Origin of the sequence: Streptomyces sp. NBC_01717, from assembly GCF_036248255.1 — a bacterium.
Taxonomy (GTDB): Bacteria; Actinomycetota; Actinomycetes; order Streptomycetales; family Streptomycetaceae; genus Streptomyces.
Map to the genome: position 1 here is coordinate 9,251,731 of NZ_CP109178.1, position 18,570 is coordinate 9,270,300.

Annotated in this window: 6 protein-coding genes and 8 pseudogenes; 6 read left to right on the forward strand and 8 right to left on the reverse strand. The window is 64.1% G+C overall.

Annotation, left to right across the window (positions count from 1 at the left end; genetic code table 11):
- Positions 1-969: 969 nt before the first annotated feature.
- The 3 genes and pseudogenes from OHB49_RS41905 to OHB49_RS41915 form a co-directional block, all read left to right on the forward strand.
- Positions 970-1,673: pseudogene (locus tag OHB49_RS41905) on the forward strand (3'-5' exonuclease); the annotation flags it as partial.
- 270 nt (positions 1,674-1,943) lie between these two features.
- Complete coding sequence (locus OHB49_RS41910; protein WP_329166810.1) at positions 1,944-3,029, forward strand: integrase core domain-containing protein; 1,086 nt, start codon at positions 1,944-1,946, stop codon at positions 3,027-3,029.
- 49 nt (positions 3,030-3,078) lie between these two features.
- Positions 3,079-3,630 (forward strand): annotated as a pseudogene (locus OHB49_RS41915) (helix-turn-helix domain-containing protein); the annotation flags it as partial.
- 12 nt (positions 3,631-3,642) lie between these two features.
- Here the strand turns inward: OHB49_RS41915 and OHB49_RS41920 are convergent.
- Positions 3,643-5,328, reverse strand: coding sequence for an IS4 family transposase (locus OHB49_RS41920; RefSeq protein ID WP_329166251.1), 1,686 nt, complete (start codon positions 5,326-5,328; stop codon positions 3,643-3,645).
- A 147-nt stretch (positions 5,329-5,475) separates the two neighbouring features.
- Here OHB49_RS41920 and OHB49_RS41925 point away from each other — a divergent pair, with 147 nt between their 5' ends.
- Positions 5,476-5,844: an integrase core domain-containing protein gene (locus OHB49_RS41925; protein ID WP_329166253.1), complete on the forward strand. Its 369-nt coding sequence runs from the start codon at positions 5,476-5,478 to the stop codon at positions 5,842-5,844.
- Between the two features lie 246 nt (positions 5,845-6,090).
- On the opposite strand, the pseudogene OHB49_RS41930 reads toward OHB49_RS41925, so the two are convergent.
- A pseudogene (locus OHB49_RS41930) lies at positions 6,091-7,186 on the reverse strand (integrase core domain-containing protein).
- 100 nt (positions 7,187-7,286) lie between these two features.
- Here OHB49_RS41930 and OHB49_RS41935 point away from each other — a divergent pair.
- A pseudogene (locus OHB49_RS41935) lies at positions 7,287-7,671 on the forward strand (transposase); the annotation flags it as partial.
- A gap of 485 nt (positions 7,672-8,156) precedes the next feature.
- On the opposite strand, the gene OHB49_RS41940 reads toward OHB49_RS41935, so the two are convergent.
- The 5 genes and pseudogenes from OHB49_RS41940 to OHB49_RS41960 all read right to left on the reverse strand — a co-directional run.
- Positions 8,157-10,205: a helix-turn-helix transcriptional regulator gene (locus OHB49_RS41940; protein ID WP_329166811.1), complete on the reverse strand. Its 2,049-nt coding sequence runs from the start codon at positions 10,203-10,205 to the stop codon at positions 8,157-8,159.
- A gap of 291 nt (positions 10,206-10,496) precedes the next feature.
- A pseudogene (locus OHB49_RS41945) lies at positions 10,497-11,024 on the reverse strand (AAA family ATPase); the annotation flags it as partial.
- 563 nt (positions 11,025-11,587) lie between these two features.
- Positions 11,588-11,885: pseudogene (locus OHB49_RS41950) on the reverse strand (IS5/IS1182 family transposase); the annotation flags it as partial.
- Between the two features lie 243 nt (positions 11,886-12,128).
- Positions 12,129-14,348 carry a SpoIIE family protein phosphatase gene (locus tag OHB49_RS41955; RefSeq protein ID WP_329166255.1) on the reverse strand — a complete coding sequence of 740 codons (2,220 nt, stop codon included), beginning with the start codon at positions 14,346-14,348 and terminating at the stop codon, positions 12,129-12,131.
- Positions 14,349-14,586: 238 nt separating this feature from the next.
- A pseudogene (locus OHB49_RS41960) lies at positions 14,587-15,462 on the reverse strand (IS630 family transposase); the annotation flags it as partial.
- 10 nt (positions 15,463-15,472) lie between these two features.
- Here OHB49_RS41960 and OHB49_RS46000 point away from each other — a divergent pair.
- A pseudogene (locus OHB49_RS46000) lies at positions 15,473-15,640 on the forward strand (IS5/IS1182 family transposase); the annotation flags it as partial.
- A gap of 1,650 nt (positions 15,641-17,290) precedes the next feature.
- Here the strand turns inward: OHB49_RS46000 and OHB49_RS41965 are convergent.
- Entirely contained in the window at positions 17,291-18,295 is a 1,005-nt protein-coding gene (locus tag OHB49_RS41965) for a LuxR family transcriptional regulator (protein ID WP_329166258.1), read from the reverse strand.
- Between the last annotated feature and the right edge of the window lie 275 nt (positions 18,296-18,570).

Genomic DNA, 18,570 nt, shown 5'->3' on the forward strand with positions numbered 1-18,570 from the left:
GCCCTCGGCCCCACCCGCCCGAATCTATCGGCGTCAGTGGCGTAGGGCGTGCTTCAGGCACTACACGCCAAGTGCCTTGCTTCGCACGGCTTTTAAGCGCTTCGCGCTCAAAATCGAGCGCCGCGCGCTCCGCACCGCCCCCGCCGACCTCGCCGGCCCCGAAAAGCGGCTCCACTGGGTCCGCGACGCCACCTTCCATGAGGACAACTCCCAGGTCAGGACCGGTACGCGCCCCGCGCACTGGCCAGCCTCCGAAACCTGGGCATCAGCGCGTTCCGCCTTGCCGGACGAGCCAACATCACTCACGCCCGCCGCGCCCTCCTCGACCACGCCTTCGCTGTCTACGGCATCTGATCAACTACTACGAACTCAGATAAAACGGAACAACGCCGGGGCCGTGGTTCGATCCCGACAACCCGAACGAAGTCAGCTGCTTCAGCACCCTGCGCCCCGACCGGCTCGTGGACGAGTCCGTCCGAAAGCCGACCGACCTTCTCGGCCTCACTGAAGCCCTTCCTGCCGCCGTGCCGTACATGACGCTCCAGCTCGCCGCCGGACTGGAGATGCACTACCGCCCCGACAGCCCGGACGCGCCCAACGACGTCGCGACTGCCCTCGCCTCCCGTCTCGGCTACGAGGGCGCCCACATCAATGGCGCCGTCCACTTCACCGGCGAAAGCGGCGAGTCGGACGACGCCCTCGGTATGGATGACGAGACCCATTGCGCCCTATACGAGGAACTGGCCGAGGCACTGTCCGCTCCCGCTGAGGCCGACGGCATGCTCGTTTCCGGGACCAGGTCGCCTGCACCGCCGTTTTCGCTTGGCCCGACCGCTGGTGGATGGCGGTGGGCGTCCGCGACGGCCATCGTCAGGAGCCATGCCTGCTCCCGGGGATGGTCCGGCCGCCCCTTGTCGCGGCCGAAGTCGCAGTTGAGTTGGAACTCGGCGACCCCGATGACGGATCCGTGGAGCTCGGCTGGCTTTGTCGAAATCCTTCCGCTTCGGACCCACCTCGCGGCCGAAGCCAACCGGTGGCTCACCATCGCCGACGCACCCCTGCGCCTTCAGGGGACCGACGCAATCTGTACCGAAGTCGGTCCCATGGATCGGCCGGATGCCATCCTGTCCCGCACCAACCTCGGGGCAATGAACGAAGTCATGCAACAGCTGGCAGCAGGGCATCGCGTAGCTCTGGTCGGGGGAGGGGATACGCTGCGTGCACTGGCCCGCTCGGCCAACGACCTCAAAGAAGGACGCCGTACCTCCCACCCCGAGCTTGTTCTGTTCGCTACCTGGGGTGACCTGCAGGACTACGCCGAACACGATCCGGCCGGTCGTGACCTTCAGCCGTTGATCGACCTCGTTGACACCCATGGCACCTGCGCCATCCTCGCCGCCGTTGACCGGCTCGACGATGAATCCGCGGCTGACGTGACCGTCTCCACAGCGCACAAAGCCAAGGGCCGTGAGTGGCCGCGTGTGCAGATCTGCCGTGACTTCACCCCACCCAGGGACAGCGACCAAAGAGACGACAGCGGTCACCCAGTTCCTGGCCCCATCGACGATGCCGAAGCGCGTCTCGCCTACGTGGCCGTCACGCGTGCGCGCAATCAGCTCGACCTTGGCGGCCTCTCATGGATCGAGCACCACCCTGACGGCTGCCCCGCGTGACCGAGCATGCGCGACAGTGCTGCCGGACGGTGCGCACGAGATCGATCAGACCTCGTGGACGACAGCGCCAGTGTTCGAACGACTGGCTCGGAAGGGAACGGCCAACCCGGCCTCTCGCAGCCGAAGAAGTGCCCTGCCCATACACTCGCCAACCGAGGCGCCATCAGCCCTCAGTCCATCGGACAACGACCCTGTGGGGCTCGTAAAGTCAATCGCTGCAGGTGAAGACCGGTGTTCGTGGTTGTCGGTGGTGGCTGGGACGCTGTCCCGATGATCGTGTCGCTGTTGTACCGCGCTGCTCGCACCATGCTGTCCATGCCGGCTGTCCTGCTGCGCCGAGACACAGCCAAGGAGGCCGAGTTGTTGGTGCTGAGGCATGAGAACGCAGTCTTGCGCCGTCAGCTCAAGGTCCCGGTCCGCCACGAGTGGGCCGACCGGTTCTGGCTCTCCGCGCTGTCTTCGCTGATACCGCGCCGCCGCTGGGCCGACGTCTTCCCTGTCACACCAGGCACCCTGCTGTCCTGGCACCGCAAGCTGATCGCCAGGAAGTGGGACTACTCCGCCCGCCGCAGCCGCACCGGCCGGCCCCCGACTGCGGCCGGGCTCAGGAAGCTGGTGCTGCGCCTGGCCGGCGAGAATCCCCGGTGGGGACATCGGAGGATCCAGGGCGAACTGGCCCGGCTGGGGCATCCGATCGCACCGTCCACGGTCTGGGGGATCCTGAACGCCGCGGGTATCGATCCGGCTCCACGCCGGTCCGGCGCCAGCTGGCGCGAGTTCCTGACCGCCCAGGCCCAGGGGATCATCGCGGCCGACTTCTTCCACGTGGACACCATGCTTGGAAAGCGCCTGTACGCCATGGCGTTCCTGGAACACGGCACTCGCACACTGCACATCACCGGCGTCACCGCCCACCCCACTCGGGCCTGGGCGACGCAACAGGCCCGCAATCTCGCCGACAGGCTCGACACGCGCATGGAGTCCCTGCGCTTCGTGCTGCGCGACCGCGACGCCAAGTACGATCGGTCCTTCGACGCCGTCTTCGAGGCCGAGGACATGGACGTGCTGCTCAGCGCGCCACGGGCGCCACGGATGAACGCGCACTGCGAGCGGGTGATCGGCACCGTACGCCGCGAGGCCCTCGACCACGTCCTGCTCATGAACGAGGGCCACGCCCGGCACGTCCTCGCCGACTTCGAACGGCACTACAACGGGCATCGACCTCATCGGGCCCGAGATCAACGACCCCCTCACGCCTCCGGGCAGCCCGGCATCGCCCACGACCTCGACAGCCCCAAACTCCTGCGCACCCGCATCCTCGGCGGCGCCATCAACGAGTACCGGTACGCTGCTTGACCTGCGACGATAACTTTTCGAGCCCCACAGGTTCAGCCCGAGCGATCGAGTGTTTCTGGCGGCGCTGCTGCACCGGCTCCCGCTGGACGTACTGCGCCGGCTACGGCTGCTCGTTCAGCCGGGCACCGTGCTGCGCTGGCACCGCGACCTGGTCGCACGCCGTCACGCTGCCGCGTCACGCCCGAAGCGACCGGGACGGCCGCGTACCGTGCAGTCCATCCGCGTTCTTATCCTGCGCCTGGCACGGGAGAACCCCGGCTGGGGCTACCGCCGCATCCACGGCGAACTGCTGGTCCTCGGCGTGAAAGTGGCCGCCTCCACCGTCTGGGAGATCCTGCGGGACGCCGGGATCGATCCGTCATCCGAACGGAGCTCGAGTACCTGGGCGGACTTCCTGCGCTCCCAGGCCGAGGCCCTGCTGGCCTGCGACTTTCTGGAGACGGTCTCCTTGTCCGGGGCGCGGCTGTTCGTGTTCGCGGTGATCGAGCACGGCAGTCGCCGGATCCGCATCCTGGGTGCAACAGCGCACCCGTCCAGCGCTTGGGTGGTGCAGGTCGCGAAGAACCTGGTCATGGACTTGGAGGACACAGGCTGCCGGGCCAATGCCGCGTCGTTAAGCCAGCCCGACGGCCGTCAAGGTGGTTGTTTTCCAGGCTTCCGCGAGGGTGTAGGTCCCGTATCCGACCTTGTGGAGGAGTCCTTCGGCTGCCCACTGGCTCATCTGTGTCGCGAAGCTCCGAGCGTTTTCGATCTTCAGGATGGTGGCGACCTCCAGGGGGCGCCAGGTCCGCTCGGGGTCGGTGGACAGGAGATGGAAGACGCGGTTTCGATGGCCCGCTCCGGTCGGCCTGAACCCGCGGACGGCCTTGCGCCTGTCCAGTGGATCGTCGGGTGAGGGCGGCGGTGGGGTGTTTGGTGCGGGACGGAGTAGAACGGTCAGTCCGGTGATGTTGCGGCTCCTGCGGGGGCGGGGCTCGGTCGGCTGGGTGGGGTAGCGGGAACGGGCGGCCTTGACCGCTCGGGCGCTTGTGCGGGGGCGGCGTGAGGGAAGGAGGCCACCCAGAACAGCAGTGCCGATGGCGCCGATCAGCACGGGGAGAGATGCTCTGCGGAGGTCTCCCGCTCGCGCGCCGGTGAGGATGATCTGCTCGCGGGCGGTCTCCAACGCGATGGTGAAGCTGGCGCGGTCCGGATCGGTCCCGGGCTGTGACTCCACGGCGTCGACCATAGCGATCCGTAGGACTTGGTAGACGGTCAGCTGGGCCCACATCTCCTGGTGCAGGCCGGATGGGTCCGAGGACCTCAGCACGGTCCCGTCCAGCATGGTGTGGCGCAGGGAGTAGAAGGCGGACTCGACTTCCCAGCGCTCGTGATAGAGGCGGACCAGTGTCTTCGCGGGGTCGCGGTGGTGGTCCAGGAGAGTGGTGGCGATCCGGTATCGGTCATGGACCCGTTCGCCGCTGCTGGTGGTCATTGTGATCTCCGCGTCGATGATGCGGATCCTCAGGTTGCCGAGCCGGGTCAGGTAGGAGCCGTCGGGGAGAACGGCGAGGACGGCCGGACGACGGCGGGCCGTCACGCGGATGACGAACTGGGCGCCGGTTTCGGCGGTTTCCGTAAGGAAGCCGTCGGCGTCAAATCCTCGGTCGGCCAGCAGGAGCATGGTCTTGTTCAGCAGAGGCAGCAGTTGCCGGGCGTAGGTGGTCTCGTACTGGCTGATTGGGCCGAACACCGCACCGATCAGGCCACGCGTCCCGGTCTCGCACAGTGCCATCAGCCGAAGCGTGGGGTAACCAGCCCACCCCAGGCGCGTCCGGACCTTCCCGAGCCAGGCCCGGTTCCGCTCGTGATCGGGGACCTTGACCGCGCTGCACCCGTCGAAGGCGACGGTCCGCCAGGAGCGGTAGCGGACCCCCGCGGTCGTGGGCTGCGCGATCGGGCCAGCAACCATCTCGAACAGGGTTTTGAGCGGCGCCGGCCCCAGTCGGCGGCGCAGATCACGAAGGGCCTTCTCGCTGGGCCGATGCGGACCACCCTTCCGGAACCCGGCCGTCAGCTTGCCCCAGACCCGTAGATAGCCCAGCGACGGGAAGAGTGCCAGGGCGAGCACGAAGTACACCCCGACCCGGGAGGGAAGCCGTCGCAAGCGCCTCTGGAGCGTACGGGTTTCCTCCAGGACCTCGTCGACGAGCTCGACGGGAAGGTATCGGGTCAGCTCACCCAAGTGCCCCGGATCGAAGACGGACTCGCGCCCGAGGCCAGGGGATTTGGGCGTGGCGATGGCACACTGGTCGGGCAACGGGACCTCTTCACAGCAGGTAGATCTTGGTCGATCCCCTGCTCTACCTGAGGTCCCGTTCCCATGTCCGCGCAACACGCGGGGACATCCGTCTTGACGGCCGTCGGGCTGGCTTAACGACGCGGCATTGGCTGCCGGGCACGGTTCTTGATCCGGGACCGGGACGACAAGTTTGCCGAGCTGTTCGACACGGTCCTGCGGGATGCGGGGATAGGGGTCGTGCTCAGTGGCGTCCAGATGCCGCGAATGAACTCGATCATGGAACGTTGGGTGCAGACCTGCCGACGCGAACTGCTGGACCGCACCTTGATCTGGAACCAGCGACATCTGATCCACGCCCTGCGCGAGTTCGAACACTTCTACAACGGGCACCGACCCCATCAGGGCATCGCCAACGCCCGTCCGCTGTACCCGCTGCCCACGCCGATCACCGATCCGCACGGGATAACCCGCCTGGACATACGACGACGCGACCGCCTCGGCGGCACTCTCCACGAATACCAACATGCAGCCTGACCTCGGTGGATGAGGTTTTCGGCAGGGGCAGGGTCTCAAGCACTCCCCAGGGTGACGAACCGGGTGGCTCCACGCCTGCGCCTGGCGAGTCAGGAATGCACGGGCCCGGTCGCCCCACGAGTACGAGAGAAAAAGCCCGAAGATCTCGGATAAGCGGGCCCGGAGGGGGGTACATGCAATTGATTGCTCAGAACGAGAGCGCTCGATGCCGAACCCTGCGCTTGCCGAATACCTCATCCATGCTGATCAGGCGGCATGTTGGTACTCGTGGAGGGTGCCGCCAAGCCGCGCTCGGCATCGTATGTCCAGACGGGCGATCCGGTCCGGGTCCTCGATCGGAGCGGGCAGCGGGTGGAGGGGCGGGCGTTTGCCAGGCCCTGGTGCGGCCTGTGCTCGTTGTAGAACGTCTCGAACTCGCGCAGGGCGTGCAGGAGATGACGCTGATCCCAGATCAACGTGCGGTCCAGCAGTTCTCGCCTGCAGGTCTGCACCCACCGCTCCATGATCGAGTTCATTCTCGGCATCCGGACGCCGCTGAGCACGACCTCGATGCCCGCGTCCTGGAGCACCTCGTCGAACAACCGCGGGAACTTCCCGTCCCGGTCCCGGATCAGATAGTGGGCCCGGCAGCGGGCGCCCTCGAGGTCCATGACAAGGTTCCTCGCCGCCTGGACCACCCAGGACGCGGTGGGATGCGCGGTCGCGCCCAGGATCCGGATCCGGCGGTTCGCGTGCTCGATCGCGGCGAACACGTACAAGCGGGCCCCGGACAGGGTGACGGCCTCGAAGAAGTCGCAGGCCAGCAGCGCGTCGGCCTGGGAGCGCAGGAAGTCCGCCCACGTGCTGCACGCGCGTGCGGGTGCCGGGTCGATCCCGGCCTCCTTCAAGATCTCCCAGACCGTGGATGCCGCCACCTTCACCCCGAGCACGAGCAACTCACCATGCACGCGCCGATAGCCCCAGCCTGGATTTTCCCTGGCCAGGCGCAGCACCAGCGCTCGGATCGAGCGCACGGTGCGCGGCCGGCCTCCGCGCTTCGGCCGGGACTGGGCGGCGTGCCGACGCGCGATGAGATTACGGTGCCAGCGCAGCAGCGTGTCCGGCCGCACCAGGAGTCGCATTCGGCGCAGCACCTGTCGCGGCAGGCCCTGGAGCAACGCGGCCAGGAACGCCCGGTTGCTCGCGTGGAACCGGACCGGCTGCCCGTTCAGCTGCCGCTCCAGGACCGCGATCTGATGGCGCAGGGCCAGGATCTGCATATCCTTTTCGCGGCCGCTCATCGGCAGCAGCCGTAGCACCGCGAACGCGTTCGTCACACCAGGTACGCCAGTCTCAGCAGCACACCGATCATCATGCCGCGCCCACCACCGACCGCGCGAGAGCGCCGACTCGGGCAACCACTGGCCGACACCCAAACCCTCTCCCACCTGCATGGATGAGGTATTCGGCAAGGGCACGGGCGCAAGGACCAGCCGAAGGGCTTCGGGTCGCACGACTTGCGTGACCTGATCGTCAGCCCGCAGCCGGCTGGGCGGCCCGATCGTGCTGGTCTGGGACAACGGCCGACTACATCTGACGAAGTCACTACGCGAGTTCATCGACGCGAACGCCGAGTGGCTGACCGTCGTTCAACTGCCCACCTACGCGCCCGACCTCAACCCGACCGAGGGCGTGTGGTCCCTGGTCAAGCGCGACCTCGGCAATCTCGCCGCCGCTGGCCTCAGCGAAGTAACCCGCGCGGTCAAGCATCGACTCAAGAAGCTCCAGTACCGGCCAGACGTGATCGACGGCTGTCTCGCCGGCACCGGCTTGGCCCTGGGCGCGTGACTCTCCAGGCCTGGGCCTGGCTGTGTCGCTCGTCCGGCAAGCGGACTGTCTGCATGACGAGGTAGACGCACTCGCTCATCGCGAAGCGGGCGGCAACAGGTCGATTGAGGTTCATCCGCCGCCCTCGGGGTCATGCGCCGCCGGTCAGCACAAACGCTTGTAGGGGACCCTCTCAGACGACCCCGGCCGGCTCCACGTCGTCCCTCTGCTCTGAACTGGGTCCGATGGAGCTCCGCGTACTTGCAGTCCGCTGCGAGCAATTTTCTGTGCGTGCCGCGCTCCACGATGTGGCCGTCCTCGACGACGAGAATCAGGTCGGCGGCCCACACCGAGGACAGGCGGCGAAGGCCAGCTGGCCCGGGCCCACGATGTCACCTGCTTGCTGCGGCTTGCCGCCCACACCTCGAGCGGACCCTTCCCCACCTACGGCCGTGGCACACAACAGCACACCACTTTCCCCTCCTGGAAGGACGGGCGATAATTCCCTACTGTGCCCTGGTGATGTCAGAGGACTCTGGCAACGCCGCGAGCGCATCACGCAACCCGGCACGCGACGTTATGTTCAACTTTGGGAAGGCGTTGTGCAGGTGAGTCGCCACTGTCCGGGGGGAGAGAAACATGCGCTCGGCGATTTGCTTATTTGTCATCCCAGTTGCGGCGAGCTGGGCTATTTCGCGCTCCTGCGGAGTTAGCAACGACTCTTGTCCGCCCCGCACGTTGACATCCTTCGACGGGAATCCGCTCGCCCGCAGCTCGCTTGCGGTACGTGTGATCCAGGGCTGAGCGCCAAGCCGTTGAAAGAGGCTCAGCGCCGCAGTGAGGTGTTTGCGTGCTTCCACGTTCGCCCTCAAGCGTCGTAGTCCCTCACCGTAGGCCAACTGAATTCTGGCCAGATCAAAGGACCAGCGCTCAGCGCCCGGCGTCTCTATCGCCTTCTCAAACGAGTCACGGTCGAGGATGCGTGGGTTAGCCATGGCTTTTGCCCCTGCTGTGACCATAGCTAGTCTCGGTGAAATGTTAGACAAGCCCGCCTCTCGCACCGCTTCCGCATGAGCGGTTGCATCTTCATAGCGGCCCGATCGGGCAGACGCCTCGACAAAATCCAGTATTAGCCATAGCTCATGAGGGACGTACATTCCCAGCTCGCCTGCTGTCGTGATCCTAGACAGATGCTGGTAAGCGCCGTAGAAGTCGCCGTTGCCCAGTGACGACATCGCCCGGATATGTGAGGCATACGCGCTGAGTGCCCCAAGCCCGCGAGGAGCACCCCAGGAATAGATTTTATCCGCTAGGGTCCGGGCAGTTTCTTCATCGCCTCGTACGGCAGCATGCATGCCATCGAAGTAATACCCGGAGCATGACAATAGGCGATAGTTGTATGTTGTGCATAGCTGCAACCCTTCCTCTGTGCAGCCCTTGAGTTCATCCCATTGCCCAGTCATGAAGGCATCGTTGGCCAAGAGGAAAAGTGCCTCAATCGAAGATGCAACGGCTCCGCCTCTTCTGCCGTCCTCGACTACGTGCCCTAGTGCACTTCGGCAACCTGGCAGGCGGTCGACATAGGAGGACGACATAGCGACCTTGATGATGTGAGTGGGGTCGGTTTCTAGATGAAGGCTCCCGATCAAATGATCAAGCTGACCCAGGGCAGGCAGTGCCCTACGGGCCGGGTCGCTGAAAGTGCTGCTAAGTACGAACAGGAGTGGATCGGCGGTGGGCAGTGCAAGGTGACTGACAGCAGTGTCGAACGAGTGCCACAGCTCGATTCGTCCGCTGAAGAAACACACGAGAAGCAAGGTGCGCAGTGCCTCGCTCAGTGCATGTTCGCAGCCTGGCAGACCCTGGGGATGGTGCTCAATCGAGCGAACAAGCAGGCGGTGAGCCGTGTCTATGTCGCCTTCCCAATTGAGCAGTTGGCTGGCTGCTGCCACAGCGGCTGCAAGAGACGCCGGTCCCTCAGGGTCGGCCCGGCGGGCATCATCCAGAAGCGCACGGACGTTGCGAAGGTCTCCAGTGACGTTGGCGCCCAAGTAGGCCGCCTCCGCGAGCCGGCGCCCTCTCTCTGCTCCCACGCCGCTCAGTTCCGACGCATGCAGAAGCGTGGTGATCGCGCCCACGGCGTCACCCCGCCGCAAGGTGCTGTAGGCCACGTCGTCCAGGAGAGCGGCAACTTGGTCATCTGGTCCGACAACAGAATCTGCCAAGTGGCGGATGCGCCGCTCTGACCGTTCGGGAAGCAAGCTGGCAAGGGTGCGGTGCGCCAGCCGCCGTTCGGCGCTGGTCGACAACTCCATGATGGCTGAACGAGTCAAGGGGTGACGAAAGGACAAGCGCCCGGTGTCGAAATCCACTTGCACCAGCCTGGCGCGCTCAGCGGCGGAGAGGTCATTCAGCCCATCTGGGGCGTCAGTGGCTTTCCTGAGGACATGCAGGTCCCCCGTTCCGTCCAGCACCGCCAAGAGAAGTAGTCGACGGGTGACTTCCGGCAGGTGCGCCACGCGTGATGAGAAGATCGCCTGAAGACGTTCGCTCAAGGGTAGGACGACTGGGAGGGGCCGTCGTTCGTCACGCTGCATATCATCCAGCGCGACTGGAAGCTCCAACAGCGCAAGTGGGTTACCGCGGGCTTCAGCAAGAAGTCGCTGACGAACTCGGGGCGCCATCGCGGGGAAGTGAGCCTCAACGAGCGACGCTGCTGCGTCATCATCTAGGGGTAGAACTTCGTGCAATGGCATCCCGCTACCGCTGAGAAAGGATTCCTCACTCGTCCGGGATGCAGCCAACAAGCCTACAGGAGTTGGGCGAATGTATCGGGCGACGATACTCAGTACAAGCGCAGTAGGCTTATCTAGCCAGGCGACGTCGTCGATAACCAACAGAAGCGGAGATCCTGGGGTGCCGGCTCGCCGCAATAGGGCAACCGTCGCATTTGCGACACCGAGCAATTCTGACGGTTGCCCGCCAGAATAGCCTAGAACTGTATTGAGCGTCTCTACCTGTCCTGGTTCAAGCTCTCGGATCTTCTCACCGAGCGCGTGCACTATTTGGTGCAACCCCGCAAAGCTGATGGTCTCCTCAAACTGGGAACCGGCAACCCGCACCACACGGAATCCGGATCCGAGGGCACGGACCGCCCCTGCATCTAGCAGAGCGCTCTTGCCTACCCCAGCTTCTCCGATCAGCCACAGTGCGCCACCTCGGGCGACGGTGTCACTGAGAAACGAATCAATAAGCGCCAGGTCTGCTGCTCGACCTATGAGGGGCTCGTTCGGGTTCGTTGGCAGAGTCATCTTAGCCTTCTTGCGAGGCGACGAACCAGGATCAGCAGCCCAAGCCTCAGCCTCGGGCTCCATGATCAACTCCGTTGGAGCCAGCACACTCCCAACAAACGTGGCGGGGGAGGTGCCAGGAGAGCGATTAGGAAGTACATCATCGTTTGTTTAATTGCAGCCTACCCTGCTACACGCGACGGTCGCCTGTTGGGGAGCGCGAACCGCGATCTGGTTTCACGGCGTGCCAGTGATGAAGCCGGCACGCGAAACGCCTGATGAGAGGGTGTGCCGTGGCGATGCGGTTCCTGCCGACGGCTCTGCCTGAGGGTCTCAGCACCGTGCTTCGGGCTCTCGCGATGACGGGTGACCGCAGACGTGTTCGAAGACGGGAGTGTGTGACCCACGGCAGGGGGCTACGGGGGGGGGGGGGGGTACTAGAGCACTGTTGTCGGCCCGCTTGGTGCCTGGTGCGGTGTACTCGACTGGCTTGGCTCAGCGGCATGAATGCGAACGCGCGAATGTATCGGGGTCGGCATTGTCAGCAAAGATCGCGCCGCTTTTTTCCCGGACCACGGCGGGCTGACGTTGGAGCAGGATAAATCAAAAAGGTCTACAGTGAAATTCCTTCCGACAAAGAGGTGCCCCTAAGCGCTGTCCCGTAAATGATCGACGACGTGTTCGTTGACCGGCCTGCTTCTTTGTCGCCCGGCGAGGGTGAGGTTGTGGAGGCGGGCGATGCCAAGCATGGCGTGGTGGACGTCGTCTCCCTTGAGACGGCAGTCGCGGGGGATCCTCCAGCGTCTTCACGCGGGCGAAGGCCTGCTTGACGCGGGCGCGGACTTTGCGATGGGAGGTGATGTGTTTCTCTTTCCAGGCCGGGAGTTCGGCCTGGCCGCGTTCGCGGCGGTGCGGGATGACCAGGCCGGTGCCCCGGTAGCCGCCGCGCGGCGGTAGCGCACCGAACTGGTGCTGCCCTGGGCACAGAATCTGCTGCAGTTTCTGCACACGGACAGGCTCGGCCACTGCACCTGCAGCAGTCGGGTCGGACATCAACGTACATCCAACCTCCCCAACCATCAGCCGGCGAACAATGCGGTCGCAGCACTACTGTAGCCATCTGGAAGCAAGTAAATATGCGGCGCCGCCGACTCCAGCTGCTCTGTGGAGTAACTTGTCAGCCATCGACTACTCAGCAGGAAACTCGCGGCTTGCTGACATTTCCAGCCATACGATCTTGCCTCTGCCGCTGGGTGAACTCCCGAACGCCGAAGTAAGTGCATCTACAATGTACAGACCTCTGCCGCCTTCCGCCTCGCTCTCTTCCTCTTTGGTTGCGTAGAACGTGGGAATTGGAGGAGCAGTCTCTGAATCACAGACCTCCATTTGGATTCGGTCGGCTCGTAGACGGAGACGCAGCTCCACGTCGCTGTCCGCATGGATGAGTGCATTAGTGGTGAGCTCGGACACAATAAGCTCGAGGTCATCAGACAGGGTGTCTAGGCCCCAGCCCTTCAAGCTCTCGCGCACAAATTTCCGTGATGCCCGCACGCCTTGAAGGTCTCGCCGCTGAATCTCCATGCGTTTGCTAGGTAGGTGCGAGGCTGGCGAGACACCTTCATAGCGGGCCACGAGTAGAGCTACATCATCGAGTCGGTGTTGTTGGTCGGGAACTGCGGCCGCCAGTCTGTCGGCGTACCCTTCAAGATTGGAATCGACATCGTCTAGAGACCCAAGTAGTTCGGTTGCGCTAGCGACAACGTCATCGTGCCTTCGGGCAATTCCGTCAGTATAGAGAAGAAGCAAGGCTCCGGAGTTGAGTTGAATATCAAACGACTGATAAAGTGCCGCCGATTGAACTCCTAGTGGAACCCCAGGATGCGCCGTTACCAGCTGGGTCGTTCGATCAGTGTTCTTGACGAGAGGCGGTGGATGGCCCGCCAGACAGCCTTGAGCCTTGCCGTTTGAAACATTCAGATAGAGAACGCAGCAGGTTGCGAGAAGATCTGTGTCCAATCTGAGGAGAATTTCGTTGGTGCGTTTCAAGATCTCCGAAGGGCTGTGACCTTCACTCGCATATGCAAGAATCGCAGTGCGTACCTGACCCATGACCACGGTACTTTCGACTCCGTGCCCTTCCACATCCCCAACGACGAGTCCGATTTGGTTAGCGTGGAGTGTTATCACGTCGTACCAGTCGCCGCCTGATCCAAAATCAGGTGTGGCGGACAGGTGGCGTGCTGCGATAGTCACTTCCGGCAGCTCAGCAAGAAAGCGTGGAAGGAGCCTCTTCTGGAGACATCGGGAAAGCTCATGTTCGCGCTGGCTCAGGCGGACGCGTTCCAGGGCGGATCCCAGCAAGTCTGCCATCATCATCAGCACTGTCTGTTCCTCTGCCGCGAATGTGCGCTCTTCGGAGAAAATAAGGTTGCATACGCCTATTCGCCGAAAATTGCCACCTCGTAGGGGGAGGTAGGCCCAGGATTCGCCGCCGTCCTCCAGGGCGTTCGGATAGCTGTCTTTCCTCTGCGAGCTGTCACTGAAGAAGATGGGTCGCCCATAAAGAGCGTCTGCGGTTGGATCGCTGTCGTTGACACTTGAGCCGTGCAGTCTCTTGATGACTGCCGAAGACTTTCCACTGTGCCCGACGACCCATATACGACCGTCCGCGACCGCACTGAGTGTGATGTCCTTGGCTCCAAAAGGATCAAGGATATATGTTTTCGCAGCACAAAATACATCTTTTGCGGTAAACGCTCGATTCAGTGCAATCGCCAGCCTGCGCAACGGGTACATGAGGGTGAGGCCGGTTGAGCCGCGGGCATATGGGAGTCCCCACTTTGCATTTCGGGAACTCTCGGGCGGCGTACCTCCAAACATAGGAACAAGCACCGGACGAAAACTGGAAGTCACCGGTATGCCTTGTGAAGAAAGGTGAGCAAGCGCGTGTGCTAGCTGATTGTTACGTCCTTCCAGCCACTCAATTTGTTCATTACTGCACATGCCATGCCGGGAAGTGGGGAGAAGGATGCTGAGTACGCCATAACAGTGATCATTCACTGTCAATGGCGCCGACGCGATGGCATAGGGAAACAGTCCGACAAAGTACTCGTCGTCTGAAGTGGGGTGCGGTTCCTCCGCAACTATGAACTCGCGAGTCCTGAAAGCGACAGCGGAGGAATAGGGTGCATCTAGGTCCATGCGGTCGGGCATCCAGAAGATTGCCGGCGGAGACCCGGCAATCATTGCGGTTCCCAAACCTTGGCTACGTTGTTCCGCCAGATACACGATGCCCATAACTGCATCTAGTTTTCCCACGACGTCGTGGAGGGCTGTGTATAGAGTTTGTTGAAGTATTTCAGTGTGGCGGACTGTCTCTGATGGCCTGTGGCTGGTGGCTTCCGTCATTGAATCGAATCCCTTGCCTCAGCCCCGCCGAGGCGGCACTGCAGCGCCTGATTAGCCGCAATAACGCCCGAGGAGGGAATGTGGCCCTGCTCTGAGTGTACGTCCCGGAGGTTCTGAGGTCCCGGCAGTCGTCTCTCGGCGAGCTGTCCGGTAACTAAGAGTGGAACCCAGGACGCTCGCTCCTGATGAGATGCTGTTCGCGGCCTCTGTCCTGGTGAGCGGATCTGCCTGGCGGGCCCTACTGACCTGAGTCAGAGATTCGTCGGCAGTAGGTGGCGACTTTGTCGAGGATCTCGTCGGCTGTCTTGGTCCAGACGAAGGGGCGTGGGTTGTCGTTCCAGTCGGCGAGCCAGGCGCGGATGTCGCGTTCGAGGGCCTGGACGGAGCGGTGGACACCGCGGCGGAGCTTCTTCTGCGTGAGCTCGCCGAACCAACGCTCCACCAGGTTCAGCCACGAGGATCCTGTCGGTGTGAAATGCAGATGAAAGCGGGGATGCGCCACCAGCCACTGCTTGATCGCCGGAGTCTTGTGCGTCGCGTAGTTGTCCAGGATCAGATGCACGTCGAGGGAGGCCGGCACCTGCTTGTCGACCTTGGCCAGGAACTTCTTGAACTCGGCGGCCCGGTGCCTGCGGTGCAGGGAACCGATGACCTTGCCGGTGGCCACCTCCAAGGCGGCGAACAGGGTCGTGGTGCCGGCACGGATGTAGTCGTGACTGCGGCGTTCGGGCACCCCGGGCATCATGGGAAGCATGGGCTGGGACCGGTCCAGGGCCTGAATCTGCGACTTCTCGTCCACACACAGGACCAGGGCCTTCTCCGGCGGGTCGAGGTAGAGGCCGACGACATCACGGACCTTGTCGATGAACCGAGGGTCGGTGGACAGCTTGAACGTCTGCGAGCGGTGCGGGGCCAGGGCGAACGCCCGCCAGATCCGGGAGATCGCCGACTGCGACATACCGGTCGCCGCCGCCATCGACCGGGTCGACCAGTGCGTGGCGTTCGCCGGCTTCTCCTCCAGCGTCTTGACGATCACCCGCTCGACATCGGCAGCAGTGATCTTCCGCGGGACACCCGGCCTGGGCTCGTCACACAACCCGTCCAGACCACGGTCCAGGAATCGCTGTTTCGGGATATCGAAGTCGACGGCCCACCGCAGGTTCGTGATCTGGACGCGTGCCGGTGCGTGGGGCCAGCTGCACGAGGCGATGCTGCACCGGCCGGACGACGCCGACCTGCTCGACGCTTCCCGTGCCGTCCTCGAGGCCGCCCACATGCACGCTGAAAGAGGGGCGATGAACGAGTGCAGATCGCGGAGCTGTCCAACCCGACCAGCTGCAGCACGTCCTGCTGACCGAGCAAGCGCTAGCCCGAGCAGACCGAACCAAGGCTGGCGGATGCCAAGGAAGCGCATCAGCGCAGCGCCGTGCCCGGGCACCGGCGCTGAGTGGCCTGCCGCCGCGAGGGATACGCCAGGCCACGGGCACCTACCGCATCGCAACGAGGCGGGCGGCGGAGGCCTTCGTGCAAGAAGTTGTGGCATGGCATGGCACGGCACAGGACTTGGCGGAGGTCGTGGACATGACTTCGCCGAGGCGTGAAGCGCAGGGTCCTGGGACCTCTTGCGACCGGGGCAGCGGACATCGCCACCGCTTCGGGGGAAGGTCCGGCGCGTCGCCCGGGGTCGACCGAGGGATTCTCCTCTTCCTCGGGACATGAAGGCGGCCTTGGACAGCGCGCTGTCCAAGGCCGCCTTCGAGCCGCCGACTGTTTCGCACGTTGAGGTCGTCACCGCATGACGGCGCAGGTAGGCGTCAGCCGAGAGCTCTTCGGGCGTGTTCCGCAGGGCACTTCGGCGTGCTTTCCGACGTTGCAGTGGCGCGCACCGGGAGGTGCGGAGCCTGGCCGACGCAAGTACCCCGCTGGGAGTCGGCGAGACTCGTACCGTGCCGACCAAGAGCCAAATGATCAATCGGGAAGTCTTTCCTTCCCGATTGATCAGTCCTTGCATCGTGCTCTATGCGGCCGTCACCGGTCCGATACGGTCTTCACTCGCGGGCTCGTTCACCCCCCCGTGCTGAACGAGCCCGCGCCGAACTCCCCCACTCGAAGCGAAGTTGAGTGAGCGCTGCATTGCTCTGTTCAACGCGCGTCGTGAGTAGCGCGGACCGACCCAGCTAAGGGCTGTCCCGTAACCCCCGGCGGGCGCGCGACGACAGCTACGGCACCTCGCCGCGTTGTCGGAACGTCCGAATACGCCCAGTATGAGGACGCCCCTCCGCCTTGCGATGCACCGCATCTGACGCCGCGCGCTGATCCACCAGGGATTACGGGACAGCCCTTAGGTGTATTGATCACAAGCGTTGTTAACACCTGTGGGTCTTGATCACGGCGAAGACCTCCAGTGTGGTGGAAGTGGCTAGGCTCCCCACCACGCACGGAGGTCTTCGTGTCCCCACGGTAATGCCCGGTTGACCATTCACGGGAGGCGGCTGCTGGTTGACGTGTCCGTTGCGGAAACCGGCCAGGAGCGGCGCGAGTTCGAAGGCCGCGCAGCACCATCTTTGGCAGGGCGCGGTGCGGTGGTTGCAGATGGCCGGGGCGGACTCGCTTCGCGGACCACCCTGCGTGCCGGGCGCTTCGCTGCGCTGGGGGATGAGGCAGCTGGCCACCGAGTTGGTGCGCGCCCATCGCCTCGCTCCGCGCTGCCCGACGAGGTCGCGGAGGCCGTCTGCGCGCGATTCCGTCCTGCCGCTGACGCTAGATGATCGATTCCAAGGCTTCGTTGTCGTAGGCGGTCAGGCCGAGGAGTCGTTGCAGGATGGCCTGCCCCGATGAGCCTGTCCGATGCTCGATGCGAGCGGCTGGTCCGGGGGCGATCCGGGCGGAGGGAGTCGTCGGCTCGTGGGAAATCCCGAATAGTCCCAACGGATCCAGGATGCTCAAACCCAGTTGCGTCGAGCTGCCGCGACACCAGCGCCGAACCGGTTGGTGGTCCCCAGCTCTGCGTACAGGTCTTGGACCCGCCGCCGCAGCGTGCGTGTCGAAACCCCGAATTGGCGGGCAATGGCGTCGTCCTTGACCCCAGCGGCAAAGAGCGCAAGCAGGTTCCGCTCCTCGTCAGTGGGTTTCCGGGTCTGGTCGCCTTGGGTGGACGGCCCTGGTGACGGCAACGACTCGGAGTCGGGGCCCCCACTCAGTGAGGGCGCGGTGGTCCAGTAATGCTCGAAGAGTTCGGTCAGTGCTTTCAGCAAGGGGGGTGCTTCGGTGTAGAGGCACTCGTTGCTGTCGGCTGACAAGCTCAGCGACACCATCGCTGCCGACCGGTCTGCCATCGCCAATTTAATGGGAAGCTCCGGCGCGACCTTGGCTTCTTCCCCACGCGACACGAGGCTGCCCAGCGCCTGCCAGCCGCTTTCAGCATCGAAGCTGGCAGCCGCGTAGACGACACGCACTCGCACTCCACGCCGGACCGCTGCCTCGTCGAGTGATCCATTGGGAGCCAGCAGGAACGGAGGGCGGTCCATGGCGCAGATCTCGGATCGGGCAGCTTGCTTCAAGCGGTAGTAGCAGTCGCCGACCGCCTCCGGACCGCTGATGGTCCTGGTGGCGGGTTCGGCCGTACTGGACCGCCTGGCGTCGTCGAAGATCGCACCCAGCGGCCCGGCCGCGTCCCGCACGGCGGCCAGCTGACGCTCGCGTGACTCGACCAGTGTCCGCAGTGCGTGACGGGGATCCACTGTGAGGAACGCCCCTGAGGATCTACGGCTGACCAGCCCGGAGTGGTGCAGACGTTCGAGCAACGCCAATGCGTGCTCGAAGCTCACTCCGAATGCCGCCACTATGTTGTCGACGGTCCCGCCACTGCGCACCAGTACATGGCGATAGACAGCCTCCGCCTCTGTATCGAGTCCAACCAACTCCAAGGGTGCGTCGTTTTCCATCATTGCTCTCCACCTCTGGCCTTTGCCCGTGTGATATCGATCAGGAAAATACAAGCCGTGGGTGGCGGCCGGAGGAACGAGCCCGGGTCGTCGGGTGCCTCCAGTTGGGGTCCCTCAATCTGCTGCCGTCGCGCCGCCGCAGAGGGCAGCATCTTCGGTCGATTAGACGCACCACTCCGGCTACCGGAAGGAGAAGCCCAGGGCCAGGACGCCGGACCGCTGGCATGCGGGCTGAACATCCGGAGCGTCATGCCTGCTCGCAGCGTCCAGCCGGGCTG